18 protein-coding genes and 1 riboswitch are annotated in these 22,443 nt (G+C 68.0%); of the genes, 2 read left to right on the top strand and 16 right to left on the bottom strand.

What is annotated here, in order from left to right; genetic code table 11:
• Window positions 1-36: 36 nt before the first annotated feature.
• From HMPREF2924_RS01570 to HMPREF2924_RS01530, 9 genes are all read right to left on the bottom strand, one after another.
• On the bottom strand, window positions 37-747 hold the full coding sequence (locus HMPREF2924_RS01570) for a PqiC family protein (protein WP_003110318.1): 711 nt from the start codon (window positions 745-747) through the stop codon (window positions 37-39).
• Between the two features lie 292 nt (window positions 748-1,039).
• Complete coding sequence (parC, locus tag HMPREF2924_RS01565) at window positions 1,040-3,304, bottom strand: DNA topoisomerase IV subunit A (protein ID WP_033940430.1); 2,265 nt, start codon at window positions 3,302-3,304, stop codon at window positions 1,040-1,042.
• Window positions 3,305-3,311: 7 nt separating this feature from the next.
• Window positions 3,312-3,836 carry a retropepsin-like aspartic protease family protein gene (locus HMPREF2924_RS01560; RefSeq protein WP_003135604.1) on the bottom strand — a complete coding sequence of 175 codons (525 nt, stop codon included), beginning with the start codon at window positions 3,834-3,836 and terminating at the stop codon, window positions 3,312-3,314.
• Window positions 3,833-4,846 carry an esterase-like activity of phytase family protein gene (locus HMPREF2924_RS01555; protein WP_003135607.1) on the bottom strand — a complete coding sequence of 338 codons (1,014 nt, stop codon included), beginning with the start codon at window positions 4,844-4,846 and terminating at the stop codon, window positions 3,833-3,835. The genes HMPREF2924_RS01560 and HMPREF2924_RS01555 overlap by 4 nt, the downstream gene beginning before the upstream one ends.
• Complete coding sequence (gene parE, locus HMPREF2924_RS01550; protein WP_003095690.1) at window positions 4,846-6,735, bottom strand: DNA topoisomerase IV subunit B; 1,890 nt, start codon at window positions 6,733-6,735, stop codon at window positions 4,846-4,848. The genes HMPREF2924_RS01555 and parE overlap by 1 nt, the downstream gene beginning before the upstream one ends.
• An 11-nt stretch (window positions 6,736-6,746) precedes the next feature.
• Window positions 6,747-7,367, bottom strand: a complete 621-nt coding sequence (locus HMPREF2924_RS01545; RefSeq protein WP_003095691.1) for a YqiA/YcfP family alpha/beta fold hydrolase — start codon at window positions 7,365-7,367, stop codon at window positions 6,747-6,749.
• A 132-nt stretch (window positions 7,368-7,499) separates the two neighbouring features.
• Window positions 7,500-8,318 carry a 3',5'-cyclic-AMP phosphodiesterase gene (gene cpdA, locus HMPREF2924_RS01540; RefSeq protein WP_003135609.1) on the bottom strand — a complete coding sequence of 273 codons (819 nt, stop codon included), beginning with the start codon at window positions 8,316-8,318 and terminating at the stop codon, window positions 7,500-7,502.
• 153 nt (window positions 8,319-8,471) lie between these two features.
• Window positions 8,472-8,930 carry a DUF1249 domain-containing protein gene (locus HMPREF2924_RS01535; protein ID WP_003135611.1) on the bottom strand — a complete coding sequence of 153 codons (459 nt, stop codon included), beginning with the start codon at window positions 8,928-8,930 and terminating at the stop codon, window positions 8,472-8,474.
• Window positions 8,921-9,538: an NUDIX domain-containing protein gene (locus HMPREF2924_RS01530; RefSeq protein ID WP_003095694.1), complete on the bottom strand. Its 618-nt coding sequence runs from the start codon at window positions 9,536-9,538 to the stop codon at window positions 8,921-8,923. Before HMPREF2924_RS01530 ends, HMPREF2924_RS01535 begins: the two co-directional genes overlap by 10 nt.
• A gap of 242 nt (window positions 9,539-9,780) precedes the next feature.
• Here HMPREF2924_RS01530 and HMPREF2924_RS01525 point away from each other — a divergent pair, with 242 nt between their 5' ends.
• On the top strand, window positions 9,781-10,527 hold the full coding sequence (locus HMPREF2924_RS01525; protein ID WP_003135613.1) for an RsiV family protein: 747 nt from the start codon (window positions 9,781-9,783) through the stop codon (window positions 10,525-10,527).
• 53 nt (window positions 10,528-10,580) lie between these two features.
• Here the strand turns inward: HMPREF2924_RS01525 and thiC are convergent, their stop codons facing one another.
• A complete protein-coding gene (gene thiC, locus HMPREF2924_RS01520; RefSeq protein WP_003135615.1) occupies window positions 10,581-12,464 on the bottom strand; it encodes a phosphomethylpyrimidine synthase ThiC in 1,884 nt (627 codons plus the stop codon).
• 89 nt (window positions 12,465-12,553) lie between these two features.
• Window positions 12,554-12,690, bottom strand: a riboswitch (TPP riboswitch).
• Between the two features lie 229 nt (window positions 12,691-12,919).
• Between thiC and opmH the strand changes: the two genes are divergently transcribed.
• Entirely contained in the window at window positions 12,920-14,368 is a 1,449-nt protein-coding gene (gene opmH, locus HMPREF2924_RS01515; RefSeq protein ID WP_003123581.1) for an efflux transporter outer membrane subunit OpmH, read from the top strand.
• A gap of 65 nt (window positions 14,369-14,433) precedes the next feature.
• On the opposite strand, the gene HMPREF2924_RS01510 is transcribed toward opmH, so the two are convergent.
• The 6 genes from HMPREF2924_RS01510 to HMPREF2924_RS01485 all read right to left on the bottom strand — a co-directional run bounded on the left by HMPREF2924_RS01510 (window position 14,434) and on the right by HMPREF2924_RS01485 (window position 22,243).
• A complete protein-coding gene (locus HMPREF2924_RS01510) occupies window positions 14,434-15,138 on the bottom strand; it encodes an NAD(P)H-dependent oxidoreductase (protein ID WP_003135627.1) in 705 nt (234 codons plus the stop codon).
• A 50-nt stretch (window positions 15,139-15,188) separates the two neighbouring features.
• On the bottom strand, window positions 15,189-16,370 hold the full coding sequence (gene aruH / locus HMPREF2924_RS01505) for an arginine--pyruvate transaminase AruH (protein WP_003135629.1): 1,182 nt from the start codon (window positions 16,368-16,370) through the stop codon (window positions 15,189-15,191).
• A gap of 22 nt (window positions 16,371-16,392) precedes the next feature.
• Entirely contained in the window at window positions 16,393-18,072 is a 1,680-nt protein-coding gene (locus HMPREF2924_RS01500; protein WP_003135631.1) for a 5-guanidino-2-oxopentanoate decarboxylase, read from the bottom strand.
• Window positions 18,073-18,114: 42 nt separating this feature from the next.
• Window positions 18,115-20,205 (bottom strand): acetate--CoA ligase family protein, encoded by a 2,091-nt coding sequence (locus tag HMPREF2924_RS01495; protein ID WP_003095707.1) that lies wholly within the window; start codon window positions 20,203-20,205, stop codon window positions 18,115-18,117.
• A 65-nt stretch (window positions 20,206-20,270) separates the two neighbouring features.
• Complete coding sequence (locus HMPREF2924_RS01490; protein WP_003095708.1) at window positions 20,271-21,431, bottom strand: acyl-CoA dehydrogenase family protein; 1,161 nt, start codon at window positions 21,429-21,431, stop codon at window positions 20,271-20,273.
• A gap of 20 nt (window positions 21,432-21,451) precedes the next feature.
• Complete coding sequence (locus tag HMPREF2924_RS01485; protein ID WP_003095709.1) at window positions 21,452-22,243, bottom strand: enoyl-CoA hydratase/isomerase family protein; 792 nt, start codon at window positions 22,241-22,243, stop codon at window positions 21,452-21,454.
• Between the last annotated feature and the right edge of the window lie 200 nt (window positions 22,244-22,443).

Here is a 22,443-nt window from a genome sequence, read left to right as displayed (position 1 = left end):
CTTCGGCGGGGCTTGTTCCTGGTCGGCTCTCGACAATCAGAACCGATAGACCTCGGCATCGGTGCGAATCGGCACCACCAGCGGCATTTTCGGACCTTCCTCTTCCTTGGCCTTCGGCTTGGCCACCGGCTTGCGCGCGGTCGCCGGCGGCGGCGCCTCGGCCGCCACGGCGATCGGCTTGACGTCCTTGGCCAACTGCGCCGCCAGGCGCTTGAGCAGGTCGCTCTGGGCACGGATCTGGTCGCCGATGCTGCCCTGGTGCCGTTCTTCCTCGTGGAACACCCGGCTGTCCTTCAGGTCGCCCTTCTGGTCCAGCAGGCGCCAGCGCGCCTCGATCACCGCCGGCTGCTTGGGGCCGGAGTCGAGGCGACTGATGGTCAGCATCACCTGGACCTGGGGGGTGAAACCGGGTTTTTCCGGGAACAGCGCCAGGCGGCTGCTGCCCAGCTCGCTGGACATCTGCCGCAGCAGTTGCTGGCTGACATTGGTCTCCAGGTTACCGGCCCAGCGCGCGTCGGTGGACAGGCTGAGAATACCGTCGGCCTGCCGCTGCACCATCACATCGCGCTTGAGATAGTCGGCCAGTTGTACCGGGCCGAGCAGGACGGCCGCACCGCCATCCTTTTTCGGTACTGCGGCGGCACCGACGTCCAACTGGTAGAGCTGGGCCGGCGGATGGACCGCACAACCCGTCAGCCCGAGCAGGCTGACGAGGGAAAGACATGCGAAGACGCGCCACGCGCTCATCGAGAACCACCGTATTTCGCCGAAGATCGGCACTACTGATGCAAGACTTGAATTCTACTGGCCACCCGCCATCGGAAACGGCGGCCGAAGGGGCGTATCATCCCCTAACCAGCGCCATAGCTCCAGAGGCAGAGCGTATTCCGAAACCGGTTTCGGACCACCTGCGTCAGGGGAAAACCCGGCGGAACCCGCCAGGGAGACGACATTCCCCCGGAAAGCCGGCCTCGGAAGAGGCCGCTTTCGCCATTCCCTTGCGGATATGCGAGAGATCGGAGACCGGTAACGGCTCATTTCAATCCTGTGTCGGAATATCCACCAGCAGGCTGTCGACGCGCTGGAAACCGCGCGGCAGCTTGTTGCCTCGCCGGCCCCGCTCCCCCTTGTAGTGTTCCAGGTCGTCGCCCTTGAGCGACAGGGTACGCTTTCCAGCCTGCAGGACCAACGTCGCCCCGGCTGGCAGAACAGCCAGGTCGGTGAGGTACTCCTCGCGGCTGGCCACGCGTTCGCCGGGGATGCCGATGATCTTGTTGCCCTTGCCCTTGCCGAGCTGCGGCAGGTCGGAGACCTTGAACAATAGCAGACGGCCCTCGGTCGTCACGGCCGCCAGCCAATCCTGCTCCACATCGCGCACCGGGCGCGGCGCCACCACGGCGGAGCCGTTGGGCAGGCTGAGCAGGGCCTTGCCGGCCTTGTTCTTGGCTTGCAGGTCCTCGCCCTTGACCACGAAACCATAGCCGGCGTCGGAAGCGATCACGAACAGCGCATCGTCGTCCGGCAGCAGCACGCATTCGAAGCTGGCCCCCGGCGGAGGCGTCAGCCGGCCGCTGAGTGGCTCGCCCTGGCCTCGCGCGGACGGCAGGCTGTGGGCCGGCAGCGAGTAGCTGCGCCCGGTGGAGTCGATGAACACCGCATACTGGTTCGAGCGTCCCGGCGCGGCGGCCTTGAAGCCGTCGCCGGCCTTGTAGGAGAGGCCGGCGGCGTCGATGTCGTGGCCCTTGGCGCAACGCACCCAGCCTTTTTCCGAGAGCACCACGGTCACCGGTTCGGTGGGCATCAGCTCGGTTTCCGACAGCGCGCGGGCCTCGGCGCGGGCGACGATCGGCGAACGGCGGTCGTCGCCGTAGGTCTCGGCGTCCTTGATCAGCTCCTCGCGCACCAGCTTCTTCAGCTTGGCCTCGCTGCCGAGCAGGGTCTGCAGGCGCTTCTGCTCCTTCAGCAACTCTTCCTGCTCGCCGCGGATCTTCATCTCTTCCAGGCGTGCCAACTGGCGCAGGCGGGTGTCGAGGATGTAGTCGGCCTGCACCTCGCTGAGTTCGAAGCGCTCCATCAGCACCGCCTTGGGCTGATCCTCGGTGCGGATGATGTGGATCACCTCGTCGAGGTTGAGGAAGGCGATCAGCAAGCCATCCAGCAGATGCAGGCGGCGCTCGACCTTGTCCAGGCGGAACTGCAGGCGTCGACGCACGGTGCCGATGCGGAACTGCAGCCACTCCGAGAGCAACTGGCGCAGGTCCTTGACCTGCGGCTTGCCGTCGAGGCCGATGATGTTCAGGTTGACCCGGTAGCTGGTTTCCAGGTCGGTGGTGGCGAACAGATGGGTCATCAGCTCTTCGACATCGACCCGGTTCGAACGCGGGATGATGACGATGCGGGTCGGGTTCTCGTGGTCCGACTCGTCGCGCAGGTCGGCCACCATCGGCAGCTTCTTGGCCTGCATCTGCCCGGCGATCTGTTCCAGCACCTTGGAACCGGACACCTGGTGCGGCAGGGCGTGGATGACGATGTCGCCGTCCTCGACGCGGTACACCGCGCGCATGCGCACCGAACCGCGGCCGGTCTCGTAGACCTTCTGCAGGTCGGCGCGCGGGGTGATGATCTCGGCTTCGGTGGGGAAGTCCGGGCCCGGCACGTGTTCGCACAATTCGGCGACCGTCGCGCCCGGCTGGTCGAGCAGGCGCACGCAGGCCGACGCGACTTCCCGCAGGTTGTGCGGCGGCACGTCGGTGGCCATGCCCACCGCGATGCCGGTGGTGCCGTTGAGCAGCAGGTTGGGCAGGCGGGCCGGCAGCACGGCCGGCTCGTCGAGGGTGCCGTCGAAGTTCGGTACCCAGTCCACGGTACCCTGGCCCAGTTCGCTGAGCAGCACCTCGGAATAGCGCGACAGGCGCGCCTCGGTATAACGCATGGCGGCGAAGGACTTGGGATCGTCCGGCGCCCCCCAGTTGCCCTGGCCGTCCACCAGCGGATAGCGATAGGAGAACGGCTGCGCCATCAGCACCATGGCCTCGTAGCAGGCCAAGTCGCCGTGCGGGTGGAACTTGCCGAGCACGTCGCCGACGGTGCGCGCCGACTTCTTGTGCTTGGAATCGGCATCCAGCCCCAGTTCGCTCATGGCGTAGACGATGCGTCGCTGCACCGGCTTCAGGCCGTCGCCGATATGCGGCAGAGCGCGGTCCATGATCACGTACATGGAATAATTCAGATAGGCCTGCTCGGTGAACTCGGCCAACGACCGGCGTTCGACCCCTTCCAGGCTCAGATCGAGGGATTCGCTCATGCGTACCTCACGGAGAAGTGTTTTGGCGCAGCACCAGGGTGCCGTCGCGCTGGGTGAATTCGAGTTGTTTCAGGGCGCTCATGCCGAGTAGCACCTCATCGCCGTCCATGCCCGGCGCAATCAGCGCCGCGACCCCGGACAGGCGGATATCGCCGAGTTGCAGCTGGTCCAGCCGCGTGCGCCAGCCCGTGGCGCGGCCGTTGGCCGTGCTCAGGGTGATCGGCGCGCCGCGCTCCAGCGCGAGTCTTGCCGCCAGGGCTTCCGGCACCGCCACCTGGGTCGCCCCGGTATCGAGCAGGAAGGTCACGCCCTGGCCGTTGATCTGCCCGTTCAGCAGGTAATGGCCCTGCCGGCTGCTGGCCAGGCGCAACTCGACGTAGCCGTCGCCATGGATCGATTGCGGCGTCTGGTTCGGGTTGCGCTGTCGATCTTCCCAGACGCCGAAATAGCGCGTCGCCAGCGCCAGCCCGGCGATCCAGGCCAGCACCAGCATGATCCGTCCCAGCCGCTGACCGGGCGCCTGTTGCGTCACTTGTCCCCCAACCAGCCGCCGGCGGGCGCGGCGAAGCGCAGGACGAAGGGCCGCACGTCGCCATCGGCGCGCGCATGGTCGCCATTGTCGATGCCCAGCCAGGCGCCCTTGTCGTCCAGCGACAGGGCTTCCGCGACGCCATAAGGCAGCTCGTAGCGACGCTCCGGCGCCAGGACCGCCGAGGCGAACGACCAGCAGCGCTCGACCTTGGCCTGGGCCAGGTCGCGGCGGCAGATCTGATGCGCCAGGCGCTCCAGGGTGAACAGCTTGCCGCGGTAGAAGGCGAGGTCGGAGAAATCCTTCGGCAGCTTGCGCGCGCTGCCCAGTTCCGGCGGCGGCTCGATCTTGCCGCCCTCGGCGAGCAGTACGCAGCTGCCCTCGCAGCGCCAGGCACTGTTGTCGCGGTGGGCCACCAGCAGGCCGCGGCGCTCGCGCTCGGCAGCCAGCCAGAGGCGCTTGCCCTCGGGGTCGACGGCGATCCCTTCGAAGAGCGCGTTGAAATTCATCAGCATGCCGCTGGCCCGCGCTTGCGGCAGCAGGCCGGGCGGCAGGCGCAGCCAGTTCGGCGCGCCGCTCACCGGCAGTTGCAGGACCGCCGCGTGCGCCTCGCTGACCAGGTAGCGATTGCCGGCGGCATCGCAGGCGATGCCTTCGAAGTCGAGGTTGCCGCCGCGCACCAGGCCACTGAGCCAGACCCGCGTGCTCATGCCCCAGGGCAACCCGCTGTCCGGCGGGGTCGGAGTGATGAAACTCTCGGCCTCGGCCTGCCAGGGCTGGTCGGAGCCTTCGGCCGAGGGTTGCAGGCGATACAGGCGGTCGTCGTCGCGGTCGGAAACCGTCCACAGCGCGCCGCCACACCAGGCCAGCCCGGAGAGGTTGCCGCCGCGCATGCCCTCCACCGCATGTTCGGAGATGAAGCTCAAGGCTGCCGGAACCGGTGGCTCTGGCGGCGCCTCGGCCGCCTGGACCAGGCCCCCGAACAGGCCGAGGATGGCCAGCAGGCGGCGCATCAGACCAGCACCTCGGCCAGGTTGCCCTTGCTCTCCAGCCAGGACTTGCGGTCACCGGCGCGCTTCTTGGCCAGCAGCATGTCCATGATCTCCAGGGTACCGGTGGCGTCCTCCAGGGTGAGCTGGACCAGCCGCCGGGTATTCGGATCCATGGTGGTCTCGCGCAGTTGCAACGGATTCATTTCGCCAAGGCCCTTGAAGCGGGTGACCTGCGGCTTGCCGCGCTTCTTCTCGGCGGCCAGGCGCTCGAGGATGCCGTCGCGCTCGGCTTCGTCGAGGGCGTAGTAGATTTCCTTGCCGAGGTCGATGCGGTACAGCGGCGGCATCGCCACGTAGACGTGGCCGGCTTCCACCAGCGGGCGGAAATGGCGGACGAACAGCGCGCAGAGCAGCGTGGCGATGTGCAGCCCGTCGGAGTCGGCATCCGCGAGGATACAGATCTTGCCGTAGCGCAGCTGAGCCAGGTCGCTGGCGCCCGGATCGACGCCGATGGCTACCGCGATGTCGTGGACCTCCTGGCTGGCGAGCACCTCGCCGCCGTCCACTTCCCAGGTGTTCAGGATCTTTCCGCGCAGCGGCATGATCGCCTGGAATTCCTTGTCCCGCGCCTGCTTCGCCGAGCCGCCGGCGGAGTCGCCCTCGACCAGGAACAGTTCCGCGCGCATCGGTTCCTGTCCGGCGCAGTCGGCCAGTTTGCCGGGCAGCGCCGGCCCCTGGGTGATCTTCTTGCGCTCGACCTTCTTGCCCGCCTTGAGACGACGCCCGGCATTGCTGATCGCCAGTTCCGCCAACTGCAGGCCGATCTCGGCGTGCTCGTTGAGCCACAGGCTGAAGGCGTCCTTCACCACGCCCGAGACGAACGCCGCCGCCTCGCGGGACGACAGGCGCTCCTTGGTCTGCCCGGAGAACTGCGGCTCCTGCATCTTCATCGAGAGGACGAAGGCGATCCGCTCCCAGACGTCCTCGGGCGCCAGCTTGACGCCGCGCGGCAACAGGTTGCGGAACTCGCAGAATTCGCGCATGGCGTCGAGCAGGCCCTGGCGCAGGCCGTTCACATGGGTGCCGCCCTGGGCCGTGGGAATCAGGTTGACGTAGCTTTCCTGCACCGACTCACCGCCCTCGGGCAGCCACAGCAGGGCCCAGCTCACCGCTTCCTTGGAACCTTCGAGGTTGCCGCAGAAGGGTTCGTCGGGCAGGCGCGGCAGCTCGGCGACCGCGTCGGTCAGGTAGGAGCGCAGGCCGTCCTCGAAGTGCCACTCGACGCGCTCGCCGGTGTTCTTGTCCTCGAACACCACGCTCAGGCCCGGGCACAGCACCGCCTTGGCCTTGAGCACATGCTTGAGGCGGCTGACCGAGAACTTCGCCGAATCGAAATACTTCGGATCCGGCCAGAAATGCACGCTGGTACCGGTATTGCGCTTGCCGACCGTGCCGATGACTTCCAGGTCGCTGTCCTTGAAGCCGTCGGCGAAGGTCATCCGGTACTCGTTGGCGTCGCGCTTGACGCGTACCTCGACCCGGGTCGAGAGCGCGTTCACCACCGAGATGCCGACCCCGTGCAAGCCGCCGGAGAACTGGTAGTTCTTGTTCGAGAACTTGCCGCCGGCATGCAGCTTGGTAAGGATCAGCTCGACGCCCGGCACGCCCTCTTCCGGGTGGATGTCCACCGGCATGCCGCGGCCGTCGTCGATGACTTCCAGCGAGTTGTCCTGGTGCAGGATCACCTGCACGCTCTTCGCGTGGCCGGCCAGGGCTTCGTCGACGCTGTTGTCGATGACTTCCTGGGCCAGGTGGTTGGGGCGGGTGGTGTCGGTGTACATCCCCGGGCGCTTGCGCACCGGGTCGAGGCCGGAAAGGACTTCGATGGCGTCTGCGTTGTAAGTAGCCATGGGGTCTCTATTCAGTCAAAAGTCGAAAAATCGGTGTCGCGCCACAGCGCCGACGGGTAGCCGGCGAACGCCAGCAGCGCCGGCAGGTGCCGGGCGAAGCCCTGGAAGCCGTGGTCGCCGCCGGCCTGGATGCGTAGCGCGCAGGCTCGGTAGAAGGACTGCGCGGCGCGATAGTCGAGGGTTTCGTCGGCGGTCTGCAGCCATACCTGGTAGCGCTCGGGACGTTGCAGGCGCGTGACTTCCAGTTCGGCCAGCGCCGCCACGTGGTCCTCGGTGAGTTCCCAGGTCTCGCCGCTGTAGTGGTTGGTCTGCGCGCCCAGGTAGCCGTCGAAGGAGCGATGCGGGGCGACCGCCGGATTGACCAGGATCGCCGCCAGGCCATGGCGCTCCGCCAAATGGGTCGCATAGTAGCCACCCAGGGAGCTGCCGACCAGCACCGGTCGCCCGAGCTCGGCAATGGCCCGCTCCAACTGGGCGATGGCCTGCCGTGGGTGATGGTGCAGGGCCGGGACGCGCAGGCCTTCGGCCAGGCCCAAGTGGCCGAAAGCCGCCTGCAGCTGGCGCGCCTTGTGCGATTCGGGCGAACTGTTGAAGCCGTGGATATACAGCAGGGATGGGCTGGTCGCAGTCATCGGGAACGGGCTAATGGGCTTCAACTCGGTAGGGAAAGCCGAACGGTACCAGCTTCCAGGCTTCATCTTCCAGCCTGCGCGCCGATCGGCAACGACGCACGCGGCCGCGGCATCCCGCGACCGGGGGGCATGTCAGTATCCGGCGGTGTCGTAGTCCACTTCGAAGACGACGTCGTCGACCCGCGAGATCCCCGTCTCCAGGCGCCCGTCGTCGTGCAGGCGCAACCAGCGGTAGCCCGGCGCCAGGCGGTCGAGGGTGAAGTCGCTGCTGCCGGGGGCGAACTGTACGCAGGTGGACGGCGAGGCCAGCAGGCGCAGCGGGCCGCGCTGGCGGTCGAACTCCTGGTGAATGTGCCCCCACAGCAGGCAGCGCACCTGCGGATAGGGCGCCAGCAGGTCGAACAGCGCCTGCGGGTTGCGCAGGCCGATGGGGTCCATCCAGTCGCTGCCGATCGGCACCGGGTGGTGATGGAAGGAAACCAGCAGGAAGCGTTCGCCGGCGCTGTCGATGGCGCGCCGCAGCAGGTCGAGCTGGTCGTCCTCGAGATAGCCCGGCACCGCTCCGGGAATGCTCGAGTCGAGCAACACCACGCGCCAGTTGCCGACGTCGACGACCTGCTCCAGCAGGTCGCTGCCCTCGGACGCCCGCTGCATCGGCTCGCGTTCGTCGTGGTTACCGGCGAACCAGCGCAACGGCGCGGCCAGCGGCGCGCTCAACCTGCGGAAGCGTGTGTAGGAATCCAGGCTGCCGTCCTGGGAGACGTCGCCGGTGGCGAGGATCAGGTCGATCCGCGGTTGCTCCCGGGCGACCCGCTCGACCACCTTTTCCAGGCTATGGGCGGTATCCATGCCGAGCAGGCGCGCGCCGTCCTCGGCGAACAGGTGGCTGTCCGAAAGCTGCACCAGCAGTACGGAGGCGTCGGTGGCGGGAGTGTTCGAATGGCGTGACAAGGGGCCGTCTCCTGAAGGCGAGGCGTCCGCGGTGAATGGGGTGATTATGGTGACCGACGAAAGTGGCGGCAAACCCGGAAAGCGGAACAGATCACAGTTGCGAGGACTACTTTTGGCTTGATGCCATTCAACTGGCCTTTTGCCTGCAACCGCTCAGCGCTGGGCCACCGGCACCATATCGTGGCCGCAGGCCAGGCAGTGGGCGAGCCACTCGCCGAGGAACAGGTTGAGCTGGTTCTTCTCGTCGGGCTGGTGCATCGCCTGGTTCGGGTAGGGATAGATCGCCATCAGCCGCCGCGCCTGTTCGGCGCCGATCACCTCGGCCATCCGTGCATCGTGGTAGACCCGCACTTCCAGCCGCGGCGCCGGCAACCAGGGCAGGCCCAGTTCCTGGCGCACCTGCAGGGTGGTGGTGTACGGGCAGGCCTCGGTCACTTCCAGCGCCAGGACGCCGAGCAGCCGCTCCCCTTCGCTCAGCGCGACCCGGCGCGAGGCCTGCGTCTCGCGCATGTCCGGGAGCAGGCGCATGAGCCGCGCGTAGTTCGCTTCGCAGGTCGCCTGTAGGCTGGCCAGGTCGACCCGGTAGCGCTCGCGCAGCAGGTTCAGGCCCATAGCCCACGCACCTCGGCCCGGTTCAGGGCCAGCCACTGCAGGGCGATGATGCTCGCCGCGTTGTTGATCCGCCCGTCGCGCACGGCCTGCAGCGCATCTTCCAACGGCCAGACGTGGACGCGGATGTCCTCGCCCTCCTCCGGCAAGCCATGCACGCCGCCGACGCCTTCGCTGTCGCAACGGCCGACGAACAGGTGCACCACCTCGTCGGTGCCGCCCGGCGACGGCAGGTACTGGGTTATCGGCCAGAGCGCACCGAGGGTCAGCCCAGCCTCCTCCATCGCCTCGCGATGGGCCACTTCCTCCGGTTGCTCGTCCTTGTCGATCAGGCCGGCGACCAGCTCCAGCAGCCAGGGGTTGGCGAGCTTCTGCATCGCCCCGACGCGGAATTGCTCGATGAGCACCACGCAATCGCGCTGCGGGTCGTAGGGCAGCACGCAGACCGCGTCATGGCGGACGAACAGTTCCCGACTGATTTCCCGGCCCATGCTGCCGTCGAACTGGCGATGCCGCAGGCGCAGGCGATCGAGACGATAGAAGCCGCGGAAGCATTCCTCGCGCTGCACGAGCTCGACGTCACCGGGGGCGGGTTTGAAGGTTTCGGACATCCTCGACTCACTTCACTCGGGTATGTGGGTTTCGCGCCATCCTATCGCGGCCCGGCGCAGGGCGCAGCCACTTTCAGGACGGCTCGGGAAAACTTCGTGGCACTCGCCGCGCGGGCGTGTTTCCCGGCCACGGCTAAGCCATACTTGGGGTTTGCGCGGGCCGAACTCAAGCGCGGCGCCAGGGTCGAAACGGACTGGTCGACGCTTCGAGCCCGCCCATCCACCGCCGCAAAAGGAATCCCATGCGCCTTCTGAAATTCGCCGCCCTCGGCAGCCTGGTCGTTCTGCTGAGCGCCTGCCAGAGCTTCTTCAAGCCCGGCCTCGACGACCCGCTGCCCACCGAGCGCCTCGCCAGCGAGCACCTGAAGCCCGGCTGCCAGGGCGAACAGTGCCCCTTGGTAAACATCGACACCCTGAAGTTCCCCGACGAACCGCAGCTGGACCCGATCGTCGAGCGCGCCCTGCTGGAAATGACCCGGGAAAACAACGAAACGCCCCTGCCGGCATCGCTGGCGGCCTACGAGCGGCAGTTCCTGGACAGCGCCGAGCCGGGCTGGAGCAGCTACCTGCAAGCCAAGGTGCGCGAACAACATGACGGTCTGGTGATCATCGAGCTTTCCAGCTACCTGTTCACCGGCGGCGCCCACGGCATGCCCGGTCGCGGCTTCATCAACTACGACCGCAGGCAGCACAAGGTGCTGAGCCTGCAGGACATGCTGGTTCCCGGCCAGGAAGAAACCTTCTGGAAACAGGCCGAACTGGCGCACAAGGCCTGGCTGCTGGCCAACAAGCTCGACCAGGACGCCGATTTCCAGAAGACCTGGCCGTTCCAGCGCACCCCGCACGTGGCATTGACCTTCGGCGCGGTGACGCTGAAGTACGACGCCTACTCCATCGCGCCGTATTCCTATGCCCACCCCGAACTGAAGATCCCGTATCCGCGCCTGAACGGCATCGTCAAGCCGAACCTGTTCCCCGGCCGCGGCTGACGCTTCCGACACCCCGAATCCCCTCGCCGCGGCGAGGGGCCCGGTGGCGCGACCTACACCTGCCTGTAGATCACCGATCCTTCGTCCTTGAAGCGCGCCGCCTGCTCCTGGAAGCCGGCCTCGATGGCCTTGCTCTCGTCGGACAGGCCGTTCTCCTTGGCGTAGTCGCGGACTTCCTGGGTGATCTTCATCGAGCAGAACTTCGGTCCGCACATGGAGCAGAAGTGCGCGACCTTGGCCGAGTCCTTCGGCAGGGTCTCGTCATGGAACGCCCGCGCGGTATCCGGGTCCAGGCCAAGGTTGAACTGGTCCTCCCAACGGAACTCGAAGCGCGCCTTGGACAGCGCGTTGTCGCGGATCTGCGCGCCCGGGTGGCCCTTGGCGAGGTCGGCGGCATGGGCGGCGATCTTGTAGGTGATGATCCCGGTCTTCACGTCATCCTTGTTCGGCAGCCCCAGGTGCTCCTTGGGCGTGACGTAGCAGAGCATGGCGCAGCCGAACCAGCCGATCATCGCCGCGCCGATGCCGGAGGTGATGTGGTCGTAGCCGGGGGCGATGTCGGTGGTCAGCGGGCCGAGGGTATAGAACGGCGCCTCGTCGCAGCACTCCAGCTGCTTGTCCATGTTTTCCTTGATCAATTGCATCGGCACGTGGCCGGGGCCTTCGATCATCACCTGCACGTCGTGCTTCCAGGCGATCTTGGTCAGCTCGCCGAGGGTTTCCAGCTCGCCGAACTGGGCGGCGTCGTTGGCGTCGGCCACCGAGCCCGGACGCAGGCCATCGCCCAGCGAGAAGCTGACGTCGTAGGCCTTCATGATTTCGCAGATCTCTTCGAAATGCGTGTAGAGGAAGTTCTCCTGGTGGTGCGCCAGGCACCACTTGGCCATGATCGAGCCGCCGCGGGAAACGATACCGGTGACCCGCTTGGCGGTCAGCGGCACATAGCGCAGCAGCACGCCGGCGTGGATGGTGAAGTAGTCGACGCCCTGCTCGGCCTGTTCGATCAGGGTGTCGCGGAAGATTTCCCAGGTCAGGTCCTCGGCGACGCCGTTGACCTTCTCCAGCGCCTGGTAGATCGGTACGGTGCCGATCGGTACCGGGCTGTTGCGCAGGATCCACTCGCGGGTTTCATGGATGTGCTTGCCGGTGGACAGGTCCATCACCGTGTCGGCGCCCCAGCGGATGCCCCAGGTGAGCTTCTCCACTTCTTCCTCGATCGACGAGCCCAGCGCGCTGTTGCCGATGTTGCCGTTGATCTTCACCAGGAAATTGCGGCCGATGATCATCGGCTCAAGCTCGGTGTGGTTGATGTTCGCCGGAATGATCGCGCGGCCGCGGGCGACTTCCTCGCGGACGAACTCGGGGGTGATTTCCTTCGGGGTGTTGGCACCGAAGCTGTGCCCCGGGTGCTGCTGGTCGAGCAGGCCGGCGGCCCGGGCTTCCTGCAGCTTCATGTTCTCGCGGATGGCGATGTATTCCATCTCCGGGGTGATGATGCCCTTCTTCGCGTAGTGCATCTGCGAGACGTTGGCGCCCGGCTTGGCCCGGCGCGGCGTGCGCACGTGGGCGAAGCGCAGGGCGTCGAGGCTGGCGTCGGCCAGGCGGGCCTGGCCGAACTCGGAGGTCAGGCCGGGGAGGATCTCGGTGTCGCCGCGCTCGTCGATCCAACGCGAACGCACGTCAGGCAGGCCCTTGCGCAGATCGATGCGGACCTCGGGGTCGGTATACGGGCCGGAGGTGTCGTAGACGAACACCGGCGGGTTCTTTTCGCCGCCGAAGGCGGTGGGGGTGTCGGCGAGGGAGATTTCCCGCACCGGGACGCGGATGTCCGGGCGCGAGCCGGTCAGGTAGACCTTGCGCGAGTTCGGGAAAGGCTGCGTCGACTGGCGGTCGAGCTGCTCAAGGCGGGTGATGTTGTTCTTCTGCGTTGCGCTCATCGATGGCTCTCCTGGGTGATTGTCGGGAGAACCTGGCACGCGGGGCCACCGGGACTGGTGGCGAGAAGGACGCGCCGGCAAGGCAGGCATGGCGCGGACATCTTGTTCCCTACGCGGGTTGCTGCGGTCCGCGCGAGGCGGAACCGGACGCTAGCCCGATCAGGTTCAACGGGATCCGGAACTATCCGATCTCAGCCCCTCGTATAGGGCACCCCGACAAGAACCCCGGCAGTCTAATCAACACCGGCGGGATTCGCCAACGGGAAAACGCCCCACCCGACCGGCAGTCATGGTCCAGTCCGGCGCCCTCTCGCCAGGGAAGACGCAGATCCCCGCACGTTCGCCGGCACATCGATCCGGACTGGCTCTTCGATCAGTTGCCGCGCAGGTGCCTTGACCGCTACCGGTAGCGACCTTAGCCTTGCCCCACCTCGCATCTTTTCCAGGACGAACGAATGCTGCGCAGACTCTCCCTGGCGGCCGCCGTGGCCGCTGCTACCGGTGTCGCCTGGGCCGCCCAGCCGACCCCGCTGCCGACCAAGACCGACCTGATCAGCGTCTACAAGGAAGCCGTCGACAACAACGCCGACCTCGCCGCCGCCCAGGCCGACTACCTGGCGCGCAAGGAAGTGGTGCCCCAGGCCCGCGCCGGCCTGCTGCCGCAACTCGGCGCCGGCGGCCGTATCGGCGACTCACGGATCGCTCTCGACGAACCGGCCGCCACGGTCAAACGCAGCAGTCATGTGGTCCAGGCCAGCCTCAGCCAGCCGCTGTTCCGCGCCGACCGCTGGTTCCAGTGGCAGGCCGCCAAGGAAACCAGCGACCAGGCCAAGCTGGAATTCTCCGCGACCCAGCAGGACCTGATCCTGCGCAGCGCCGAGACCTACTTCACGGTGCTCCGCGCCCAGGACAACCTGGCCACCAGCAAGGCCGAGGAAGCCGCCTTCAAGCGTCAATTGGACCAGGCCAACGAGCGCTTCGACGTGGGCCTTTCCGACAAGACCGACGTACTCGAGGCCCAGGCCAGCTACGACACCGCCCGCGCCAACCGGCTGATCGCCGAACAGCGCGTGGACGATGCCTTCCAGGCCCTGGTGACCCTGACCAACCGCGACTACAGCGCCATCGAGGGCATGCGCCACACCCTGCCGGTGGTGCCGCCGGCGCCGAACGACGCCAAGGCCTGGGTCGACACCGCGGTGCAGCAGAACCTGCGCCTGCTGGCCAGCAACTACGCGGTCAACGCCGCCGAGGAAACCCTCCGCCAGCGCAAGGCCGGGCACCTGCCGACCCTCGATGCCGTGGCCCAGTACCAGAAGGGCGACAACGACGCCCTCGGCTTCGCCAACAGCGCCGCCAATCCGCTGGTGCACTACGGCAAGGATGTCGAGGAACGCACGATTGGCCTGGAACTGAACATCCCGATCTACAGCGGCGGCCTGACCTCCTCCCAGGTCCGCGAGTCCTACCAGCGCCTCAACCAGAGCGAGCAGTCCCGCGAAGGCCAGCGCCGCCAGGTGGTGCAGGACACCCGCAACCTGCACCGCGCGGTGAATACCGACGTCGAGCAGGTCCAGGCGCGGCGCCAGGCGATCATCTCCAACCAGAGTTCGCTGGAAGCCACCGAGATCGGCTACCAGGTCGGCACCCGCAACATCGTCGACGTGCTCAACGCCCAGCGCCAGTTGTACGCCGCCGTGCGCGACTACAACAACAGCCGCTACGACTACATCCTCGATACCCTGCGCCTGAAGCAGGCGGCCGGCACCCTCAGCCCGGCCGACCTGGAGGCGCTCAGCGCCTACCTGAAGCAGGACTACGATCCGGACAAGGACTTCCTCCCGCCGGACCTGGCCAAGGCCGCCGCCGAGCAGTTACAGAGCAAGCCGCGCCAGCAGTACTAGCACGAGCGAAGACGCCCCCGGTCGGGGGCGTCTTCGCTTGACTGGCCTGGCGCGCGTCGCCCGGGTCAGCGCGCCAGCGGCTGGAGCAGCGCGTCGAACTGCTCCAGCCGCGGGAACCGCAGGGGTACATCCTGCTCGAGATTTTCCAGCCGCGCCCGGTAGGCGCGCAGGAAGTTGTCGCGCGCTTCCTCGCTGATGTATGGCACGTGCCAGGCGACAAAGGGCTCCAGCACCTGCATGCCGACATAGGCCAGGGTGCCGCGCAGGATCGGCCGCAGCATGTCCTCCAGCGGTCCGTGGATGGCACCCTCGCCGAACATGTGCTGGCGCCCGCCCAGGGTCAGGCTGACCAGCGCCTTCTTGCCGGCCAGGCCACCCTGGTCGTAGAAGCGCTTGCCGCCATAGCAGACCCCGGACACCAGTACCCGGTCGAACCACCCCTTGAGGATCGCCGGCACCGAGAACCAGTAGATCGGAAAGTTGAGGATCAGCAGGTCGGCCCACAGCAGCTTGTCCAGCTCGGCCTGGATGTCGGCGGCCAGGCTCTGGCGCTTGACGCTCTCGCGCTGCTCCAGGGCGTAGACCAGGTAGTCGGGATCGGCGCGCTCGGCGAAGTCGGCGGCACTGGCCACCGGATTCCAGTTCATCGCGTAGAGATCCGAGACCTGCACCGCGTGGCCCTGGCCTGCCAGGGTCTCGCATGCCTGGTCACAGAGCGCGCGGGTGAAGGATTGCGGTTCGTTGTGGGCGTGGACGATCAGTACGTTCATCGTGGTTTCCGAATCGTGGTGACCGGCCGCATCGCTCGCGGCCGAGGGGTTCAGGCCTGGCCGAGCAACTCGGCGGCGCACAGCGCGATGCGCCGACAGGCTTCGCGCAGCGGTTCGGCGCCCAACACCAGGCCGAGGCGGATGTGACCGGCGGCGCTCGGGCCGAAGGCTTCGCCGGCGAGCACCGATACGCCATGGCGGTCCAGCAGGCGGTCGGCGAAGGCCTGGGCGGAAAGTCCGGTGGGACGGATGTCGACCATCACGAACATGCCGCCGTCCGGGCGCAGTGGACGCAGGCCGGGGCTGTCGGCCAGGCACTCGATTACCAGGTCGCGGCGGCGGCGGTAGGCCTCGCGCATCGCCTCCAACTCCGGCAGCGGCGCCTCCAGCGCGGTGCAGGCGGCATCCTGGATGAATTCCGGCGAGCCATAGAGCATGCACAGGGCGAGGTTCTCCAGGTGCGCGCAGAGCGCCGCGGGACCGACCACCCAGCCGACCCGCCAGCCGGTCATGGCGTGGGATTTCGACAGGCTGTTGAGGGTCGCGGTACGTTCGGCCATCCCCGGCAGGCTGGCCGGGCTGACGTGCTCGCCGTCGAACAGCAGTTCGCTGTAGACCTCGTCGGAGATCATCCACAGGTCATGGGCCGTGCACAGCTCGGCCAGGGCTTCCCAGGTGGCCCGCGGCAGGCTGGCGCCGGACGGGTTGTGCGGGCTGTTCAGCGCCATCGCGCGAGTGCGCGGGGTGATCAGTGCGGCGACCTCCTCGGCCTGCACGCGGAAGCCATTCTCGGAGCGCACCGGCACCGGCACCACCCGCGCGCCACAGGCGCCGAACACCGCTTCGTAGGTGACGTACATCGGCTCGGCGACTATCACCTCGTCGCCCGGATTCAGCAGGCACTGCACCACCGCGTACAGCGCGCACTGGGCGCCGGCCAGCACCACCACCTGCTCCGCGTCCACCGCCTGGCCGCTGCGCTGCCGGTGGCGTTCGGCGATGCGCTGGCGCAGGGCGCGCTTGCCGCGCACGTCGGCGTAGTGGGTGTTGCCGGCCAGCAGGCTGTCGATGGCCGACTGGACGATGGGCGCCGGGGTATCGAAGTCGGGGTCGCCGACCGACAGCAGGAGGATTTCCTCGCCCTGCTCGACCCGTGCCAGCGCGCGATAGTGGATGTCCCAGGCAGCGGCGCCGTCGCCGGCGATACGTTGGGTGAAGTCGGAATAGCGCATGGATGCTCTCCTTGTCCGGCGGTCAGCGCGCGCAGGCGTGCCGCAGTTCGATCAGGGTCACGCCGGGCTGCCCGAAGCCGGCGCGCAGGTCGCGCTCCAGTTCGTCCAGGTCCTGCGGCTGGCGCACCGCGCAACCGTAGGCGCGGCCCAGCAGTGCGAAGTCGGGGTTGCGCGGCAGCACGCCGACCGGCTCGATGTCCAGGCCGAGCATGTCGTCGCGGATCTGGCCGAGCGCGTCGTTGTTCCACAGTAGCACCACCAGCGGACTGTCCAGTTCCTCGCTGGCGGTGGCCAGTTCCTGCGCGGTGTAGAGGAAGCCGCCATCGCCGACCAGCACCAGGCCCGGGCGCTGCGGGGCGCCGAGCTTGGCGCCGATGCCGGCCGGCAGGCCGTAGCCGAGGGTGCCGTAGCCGGTGGGATGCAGCCAGCTGCGCGGCGCTCGACTGGCGAACGCGTAGTTGCCGGTATAGGCCAGCTGGGTCATGTCGGTGCTGACGAACGCATCGGCCGGCAGCGCAGCGGCGATCCGGTCGAGGATCGCCTGGTGCAGCGCCTGCAGCGGCGCGTGTGCCGCGCGGATCTCCGCGCGCAGGCGCGCCACCCTCGCGGCGGCCGGTGTGGCGTCGCGGGTCTCCTGCGGCAGGCGCGCCAGCAGCGCCTCCAGGGTCTGCCGGGCATCGCCCCTGAGCGCTACGGCAGAGGGATAGAAGTCGTTGAACTTGCGCGGGTCGATATCGACGCGGATCAGTTCGCCGGACAGCGGCAGGCGTTCGCGCCAGAAGTCGGTGTCGGCCATCTCGGTGCCCACCGCCAGCACCAGGTCGGCCTCGGCGATCATCTCCCAGCCCGGCGCTACGCACAGGCTGGCCCCGGCGTTGAGCGGCGCGTCCGGCGGCAGCAGACCCTTGCCGGCGACGCTGGTGAACAGCGGCGCGGCCAGGCGCTCGCTCAGCGCGGCAAGCGCCTCGCCGGCCGCCAGCGCGCCGCCGCCGGCGATGAGCATTGGTCGCCGGGCCGCAGCCAGGCGCTCCGCCGCCGCCCGCAATGCCTCGCTGCACGGCACACCACGACCAGGGCGGCGCGCCACGGCAGCGCTCCAGTCATGGGCCACCGGCGCGGCGAGCACGTCGAGCGGGATCGAGATATGCACCGGGCGCGGACGCTCGCTGTCGAACACCGCGTAGGCCCGGGCGATCAGTTCGGGCAGCTGTTCCGGGCTCAAGGCCAAGGCGGAGAAGGCAGTGATCGGCGCGGTCATGGCACGCTGGTCCTGGGTCTCGTGCAGGCAGCCCCAGCCCTTGCCCAGGCTGGCGCTGTGGTTGACGCTGGAAATCACCAGCAGCGGTACCGAGTCGGCGTAGGCCTGGCCGATGGCGGTGGCGACGTTGGTCACGCCCGGCCCAGTGATGACGAAGCACACTCCCGGCTTGCCGCTGACCCGCGCATAACCGTCGGCCATGAAGCCGGCGCCCTGCTCGTGGCGGGTCAGCACGTGGCGGATGCCGCTGCCCGGAAGTCCGCGGTACAGCTCGAGGGTGTGCACGCCGGGGATACCGAAAACGGTATCCACGCCGTAGTTGGCCAGCAAGCGGACCAGGGCCTGGCCGGCGGTGAGGGTCTTCTGTGGTTGCATGGGCAATATCCTCGTCCAGTTCGGCGACCATCGGAGTCGCCGCTCGCGCCGCAGCGCTCTTGCTCCCATTCCCACAAGCGGGAGGGGGAGCCGTCGTGTCCGCCCGGGCCTTCAGCCATTGGCCAGCCGGATCAACGCATCCACCGCCAGCGCTCCCTCGGCATCCGCCAGCAATGGGTTGACGTCCAGCTCCAGCAAGCGCTCGGCATGTTCGCAGGCGAATTCGGCGACCGCGCGGATCGCCGCCACCAGGGCCTCCATGGATACCGCCGGGCGACCGCGGAAGCCGCTGAGCAACGGCGCGCTGCGCAGGCTCAGCAGGGCATCGCGGATCGCCGCGTCGGTGGTCGGCAGGAGCAGGCTGCGACTGTCGCGCAGCAGCTCCACGAGTATCCCGCCGGCACCGATCACCAATGCCAGGCCGAAGCCCTCCTCGCGCTTGACCCCGACGATCAGCTCGGCCAGCGGCGCGCCTGCCATGCGCTCCAGCAACACACGCTCGAAGACCAGTTGCGGCGCGTGCCGGGCCAGGCTTTCGCGCATGTCGAACAATGCCGCCTCCAGCGCCGCCTCGTTGCGCAGGCCGAGCGCCACGCCGCCGGCCTCGGTCTTGTGCGGCAGCGCGGCGCTGACCGCCTTGAGCACCAGCGGGAAGCCGAGGTCGAGGGCCGCTTCGCGGGCCTGCCCGGGGGTGCTCAGCACCCCCGGGGGCAGTGGCAGGCCGAAGGATTTCAGCGCCTGCTTGGATTGCCACTCGTCGAGCAGGTAGCCGTCGCCCGCCAGCGGCCCTGGGCAGATCGGCACCAACGCCGCCTCGCCGCGCTCCAGCAGCGCCGCGCGGCGCTGGCGGTAGCGGGCGATCCGTCCCCAGGCGGCGAGACCATCCTCGACGCCTTGCAGCGCGGCGACGCCCTCGCCGTGCAACAGCTCGCGGGCCCGGGCCGGCAGCAGTTCCGGGAACGCCGAGGCGATGAAGCCGACTTTGCCGTGGCGCTTCAGCGCGGCGCAGTAGCGTTGCAGAAGCAGGTCGCACTGCGGCCGCTCGCCGGTTTCCTCGCCCGGATAGTCGAGCACCAGCAGGGCGGCGTCGGCAGGGCTGCGCAAAGCGCTGTCGAGCATTTCCTCCAGGGCCGCGGCATCGCCCCAGATGGCGGTGGTGAAGTCCAGCGGGTTGGCGATGTTGGCGTAGTCGGGCAGTACCCCGGCCAGTTCGTCGCGCTGTCCGGCGTCGAAAGACGGCAACCCCAGGCCGTTGCGCTCGGCGTAGTCAGCGATCAACCCGGCGTCGCCGCCGGAACAGGCCAGCGCGACCAGGCTCGGCCCGCCAGGCAGGTGGCCGCAGGCGGCGGCCTTGAGGGTTTCGACGAAGCTCACCGGGCCGCTCACACGGATTACCCCGAGGCGCTCGAACAGGCTGTCGTAGAGCGCGTCGGAACCGGCCAGGGAACTGGTGTGGCTGAGCGCGAGGGCCGCACCGATCTTCGACACTCCGGTCTTCAGGGCGATCACCGGCACGCCTTTCTGCAACGCCTTGTAGGCCGCGCGGGCGAACCCCGGGACGTTCTTCAGACCTTCCAGATGCAGGCCGATGGCAGTCACCCGCGGCTCGTCGAGCAGCACGTCCATCAGCTCGGCGATGCCCAGCTGCGCCTGGTTGCCCACCGATGCCATATAGGCCACCGGCAGCGAACGGTCGCTCATCGACAGGTTGTAGGCGAAGTTGCCGCTCTGCGTCAGCACCGCGACGCCCCGCTCCACCTGCCGACCGCCATGTGCCACCGGCCATAGCGCGGCGCCGTGCAGGTAGTCGAGCAAGCCGTAGCAGTTCGGGCCAAGCAGCGCCATTTCGCCGGCGGCGGCCAGCAGCCGGCGTTGCACGGCCAGGCCCTGTTCGCCGGTTTCGGCGAAGCCGGAGGCATAGCAGATCGCCCCGCCGGCGCCTTTGGCGGCGAGCGCGGCGACCGCGTCGAGGGTCAGTTCGCGGTTGGTGGCGACGAACGCCGCGTCCGGGCCGCACGGCAGGTCGGCGACGCTGGCCACGCAGGGTACGCCTTCGAGTTCGGCGTGCTGCGGATTGACCAGCCACAACTGGCCGGCGAAACCGCCTTCGGCACAGCGTTTCAGGGCACGCGCCATGCCACGGCCGCCAATGAAGGCGAGATGCCTGGGTGCCAGCAGACGCTTGAGGTTTTCACGATTCATGTCGGTTCTCGATTCGGAACATGGCAGCCTTCCCCTCTCCCCTGGAGGAAGAGGGGAGCCAGGACTCAACGCAGCAACGGCCGCAGCAGTTCGCGGGAAACGATGTGCCGCTGGATTTCCGAAGTGCCCTCCCAGATCCGTTCGATCCGCGCGTTGCGCCAGATGCGCTCGACCGGTCCTTCATCCATCAGGCCCATGCCGCCGAAGATCTGCACCGCTTCGTCGGCGACCTTGCCGAGGGTCTCGCTGGCGAACAGCTTGGCCATGCCGGCCTCGCCGTCGGTCATGGTGCCCTGGTCCATCTTCCAGGCGGTGTGCAGGGTCATCAGCTCGGCGGCGCGGATCTGCGTGGCCATGTCGGCGAGCTTGAAGGAAACGCCCTGGTAGCTGCCGATCGGCTGGCCGAACTGCTTGCGATCGGCCGCCCAGCGCAGCGACAGGTCGAGGGCGCGCTGGGCCTGGCCGACGCAGTTGGCGGCGACCATCACCCGTCCGGCGGTCAGCCAGGCGTTGGCCACTTCCCAGCCCTTGCCGACCTCGCCGAGTACCTTGGAGGCCGGCACCCGGCAATCGTCGAAGAAGATCTCGTAGGTGTGGTAGCCACGGTTGCTCACGCATTTCGGTCCGCGGCGCACGGTCATCCCGGGCGTGCCCTTGTCCACCAGGAAGGCGGTCACCGCGTTGCGCTTGCGGCCGTTGTGCTCGTAGCTGTCGGTGACGGCGAAGACGATGGCGAAGTCGGCGTGCCCGGCGTGGCTGATGAAGTGCTTGCTGCCGTTGATCACGAAGGCGTCGCCGTCGCGCACCGCGCGGGTCTTGATCGAATTGGCGTCGGAGCCGGCGCCCGGCTCGGTGAGGGCGAAGCAATCGGTCTTTTCGCCCTGCACGCAGGGCAACAGGTAGTCGCCGAGCTGTTCTCCGGTGCAGGCCATGAGGATCTTCGAGGGCCGCGCGACGAATACGTGGAGGGCCCAGGAGACCTTCGACAGCTCGCGTTCGACCAGCGCCTGGGACAGGTAGTCGAGGCCGCCGCCGCCCACTTCCTCGGGCATGTTGAAGGCATAGAAACCGGCGGCGAGGGCCTTGCCGCGAATCTGTGCGGCCAGCTCCGGCGACACCGCGTCGGCGCGGTCGACATCGTCCTCGTGGGGCAGCAGTTCCTTCTCGACGAAGCTGCGCACCGCCTCGACCAGCATGTCCTGTTCCTGGGTCAGCCTGAAATCCATGGGAATCACCTGCTCGGCGCCTAGCGCCCGCTGAATTGAGGGGAACGTTTCTCGGCCACGGCGCGCAGCGCCTCGGCGGCATCCTCGCTGCGCCCGCAGAGCAGCCCGGCGGCCTGCTCGGCCCGCAACTGCTCGGCCAGCGAGCGCCCGGCGCCGTCGCGCAGCAGGCGCTTGGTCTGGGCGAAGGCAAAGGTCGGACCGCTGGCGAGACGCGCAGCGAAGGCGCCGACCGCCTCAACCAGGCGCTCGTCGGCGACCACCTCGCCGACCAGTCCGGCGCCCAGGGCTCGCTCCGCGCTCCAGGCTTCGTCGAGGAACAGCAGGCGCTTGGCCGCCTCGCTGCCGAGCAGCCGTGGCAGATGCCAACTGGCGCCGGCGTCCGGGCAGTAGGCCATGCCGGTGTAGCCGGCCTTGAAGCGCGCCGAGGCGGCGGCGATGCGGAAATCGCAGCACAGCGCCAGGTCCATGCCAGCGCCCACGGCGCTGCCGTTGACGGCGGCGACTGTGGGTTTGTCGAGGGCGTGCAGGCGCCCCATCAGGGCGTGGGCGGCCTCGGTCCAGCCATAGCTTTCCAGCTCGCCACGGGCTTCAGCCGCCGCCCATTCGGCGAGATCGGCCCCGGCGCAGAAGCTGCGTCCGCTGCCGCCGAGCACCACAGCGCGCACTGCCGGGTCGCGCTCGCAGGCATCGAGTCGGACGTGCAGGGCCTCCAGGGTGGGGATATCCAGTGCATTGCGCTGTTGCGGACGATTCAGGACGAGCCAGGCGATCCCGGCTTCGACCCGCGTCTGCAATGGGGAAAGGTCAGTCATGCGGCCCTCGTTCTTATTGTTGGTTGATGGCGATCGCGGCTTTCAGGCAATACTAAACACTCGTTCAACAAGACCACAATCCACCCATTCGGGTGTATGTAACGGCCCTGCGGCAGGCGCAAAGCCACACGCCATGCGATCCGCCGAAAAGCGGCGGAGGCCCGCGCGAGCCGGCTGTTACAACTTCGAACAAACCAACC

Origin of the sequence: Pseudomonas sp. HMSC063H08 (assembly GCF_001813645.1) — a bacterium.
In the GTDB taxonomy this organism is placed as follows: domain Bacteria; phylum Pseudomonadota; class Gammaproteobacteria; order Pseudomonadales; family Pseudomonadaceae; genus Pseudomonas; species Pseudomonas aeruginosa.
Note: the sequence above shows the minus strand (reverse complement) of the source record. Positions and strands in the feature narration are given on the sequence as shown.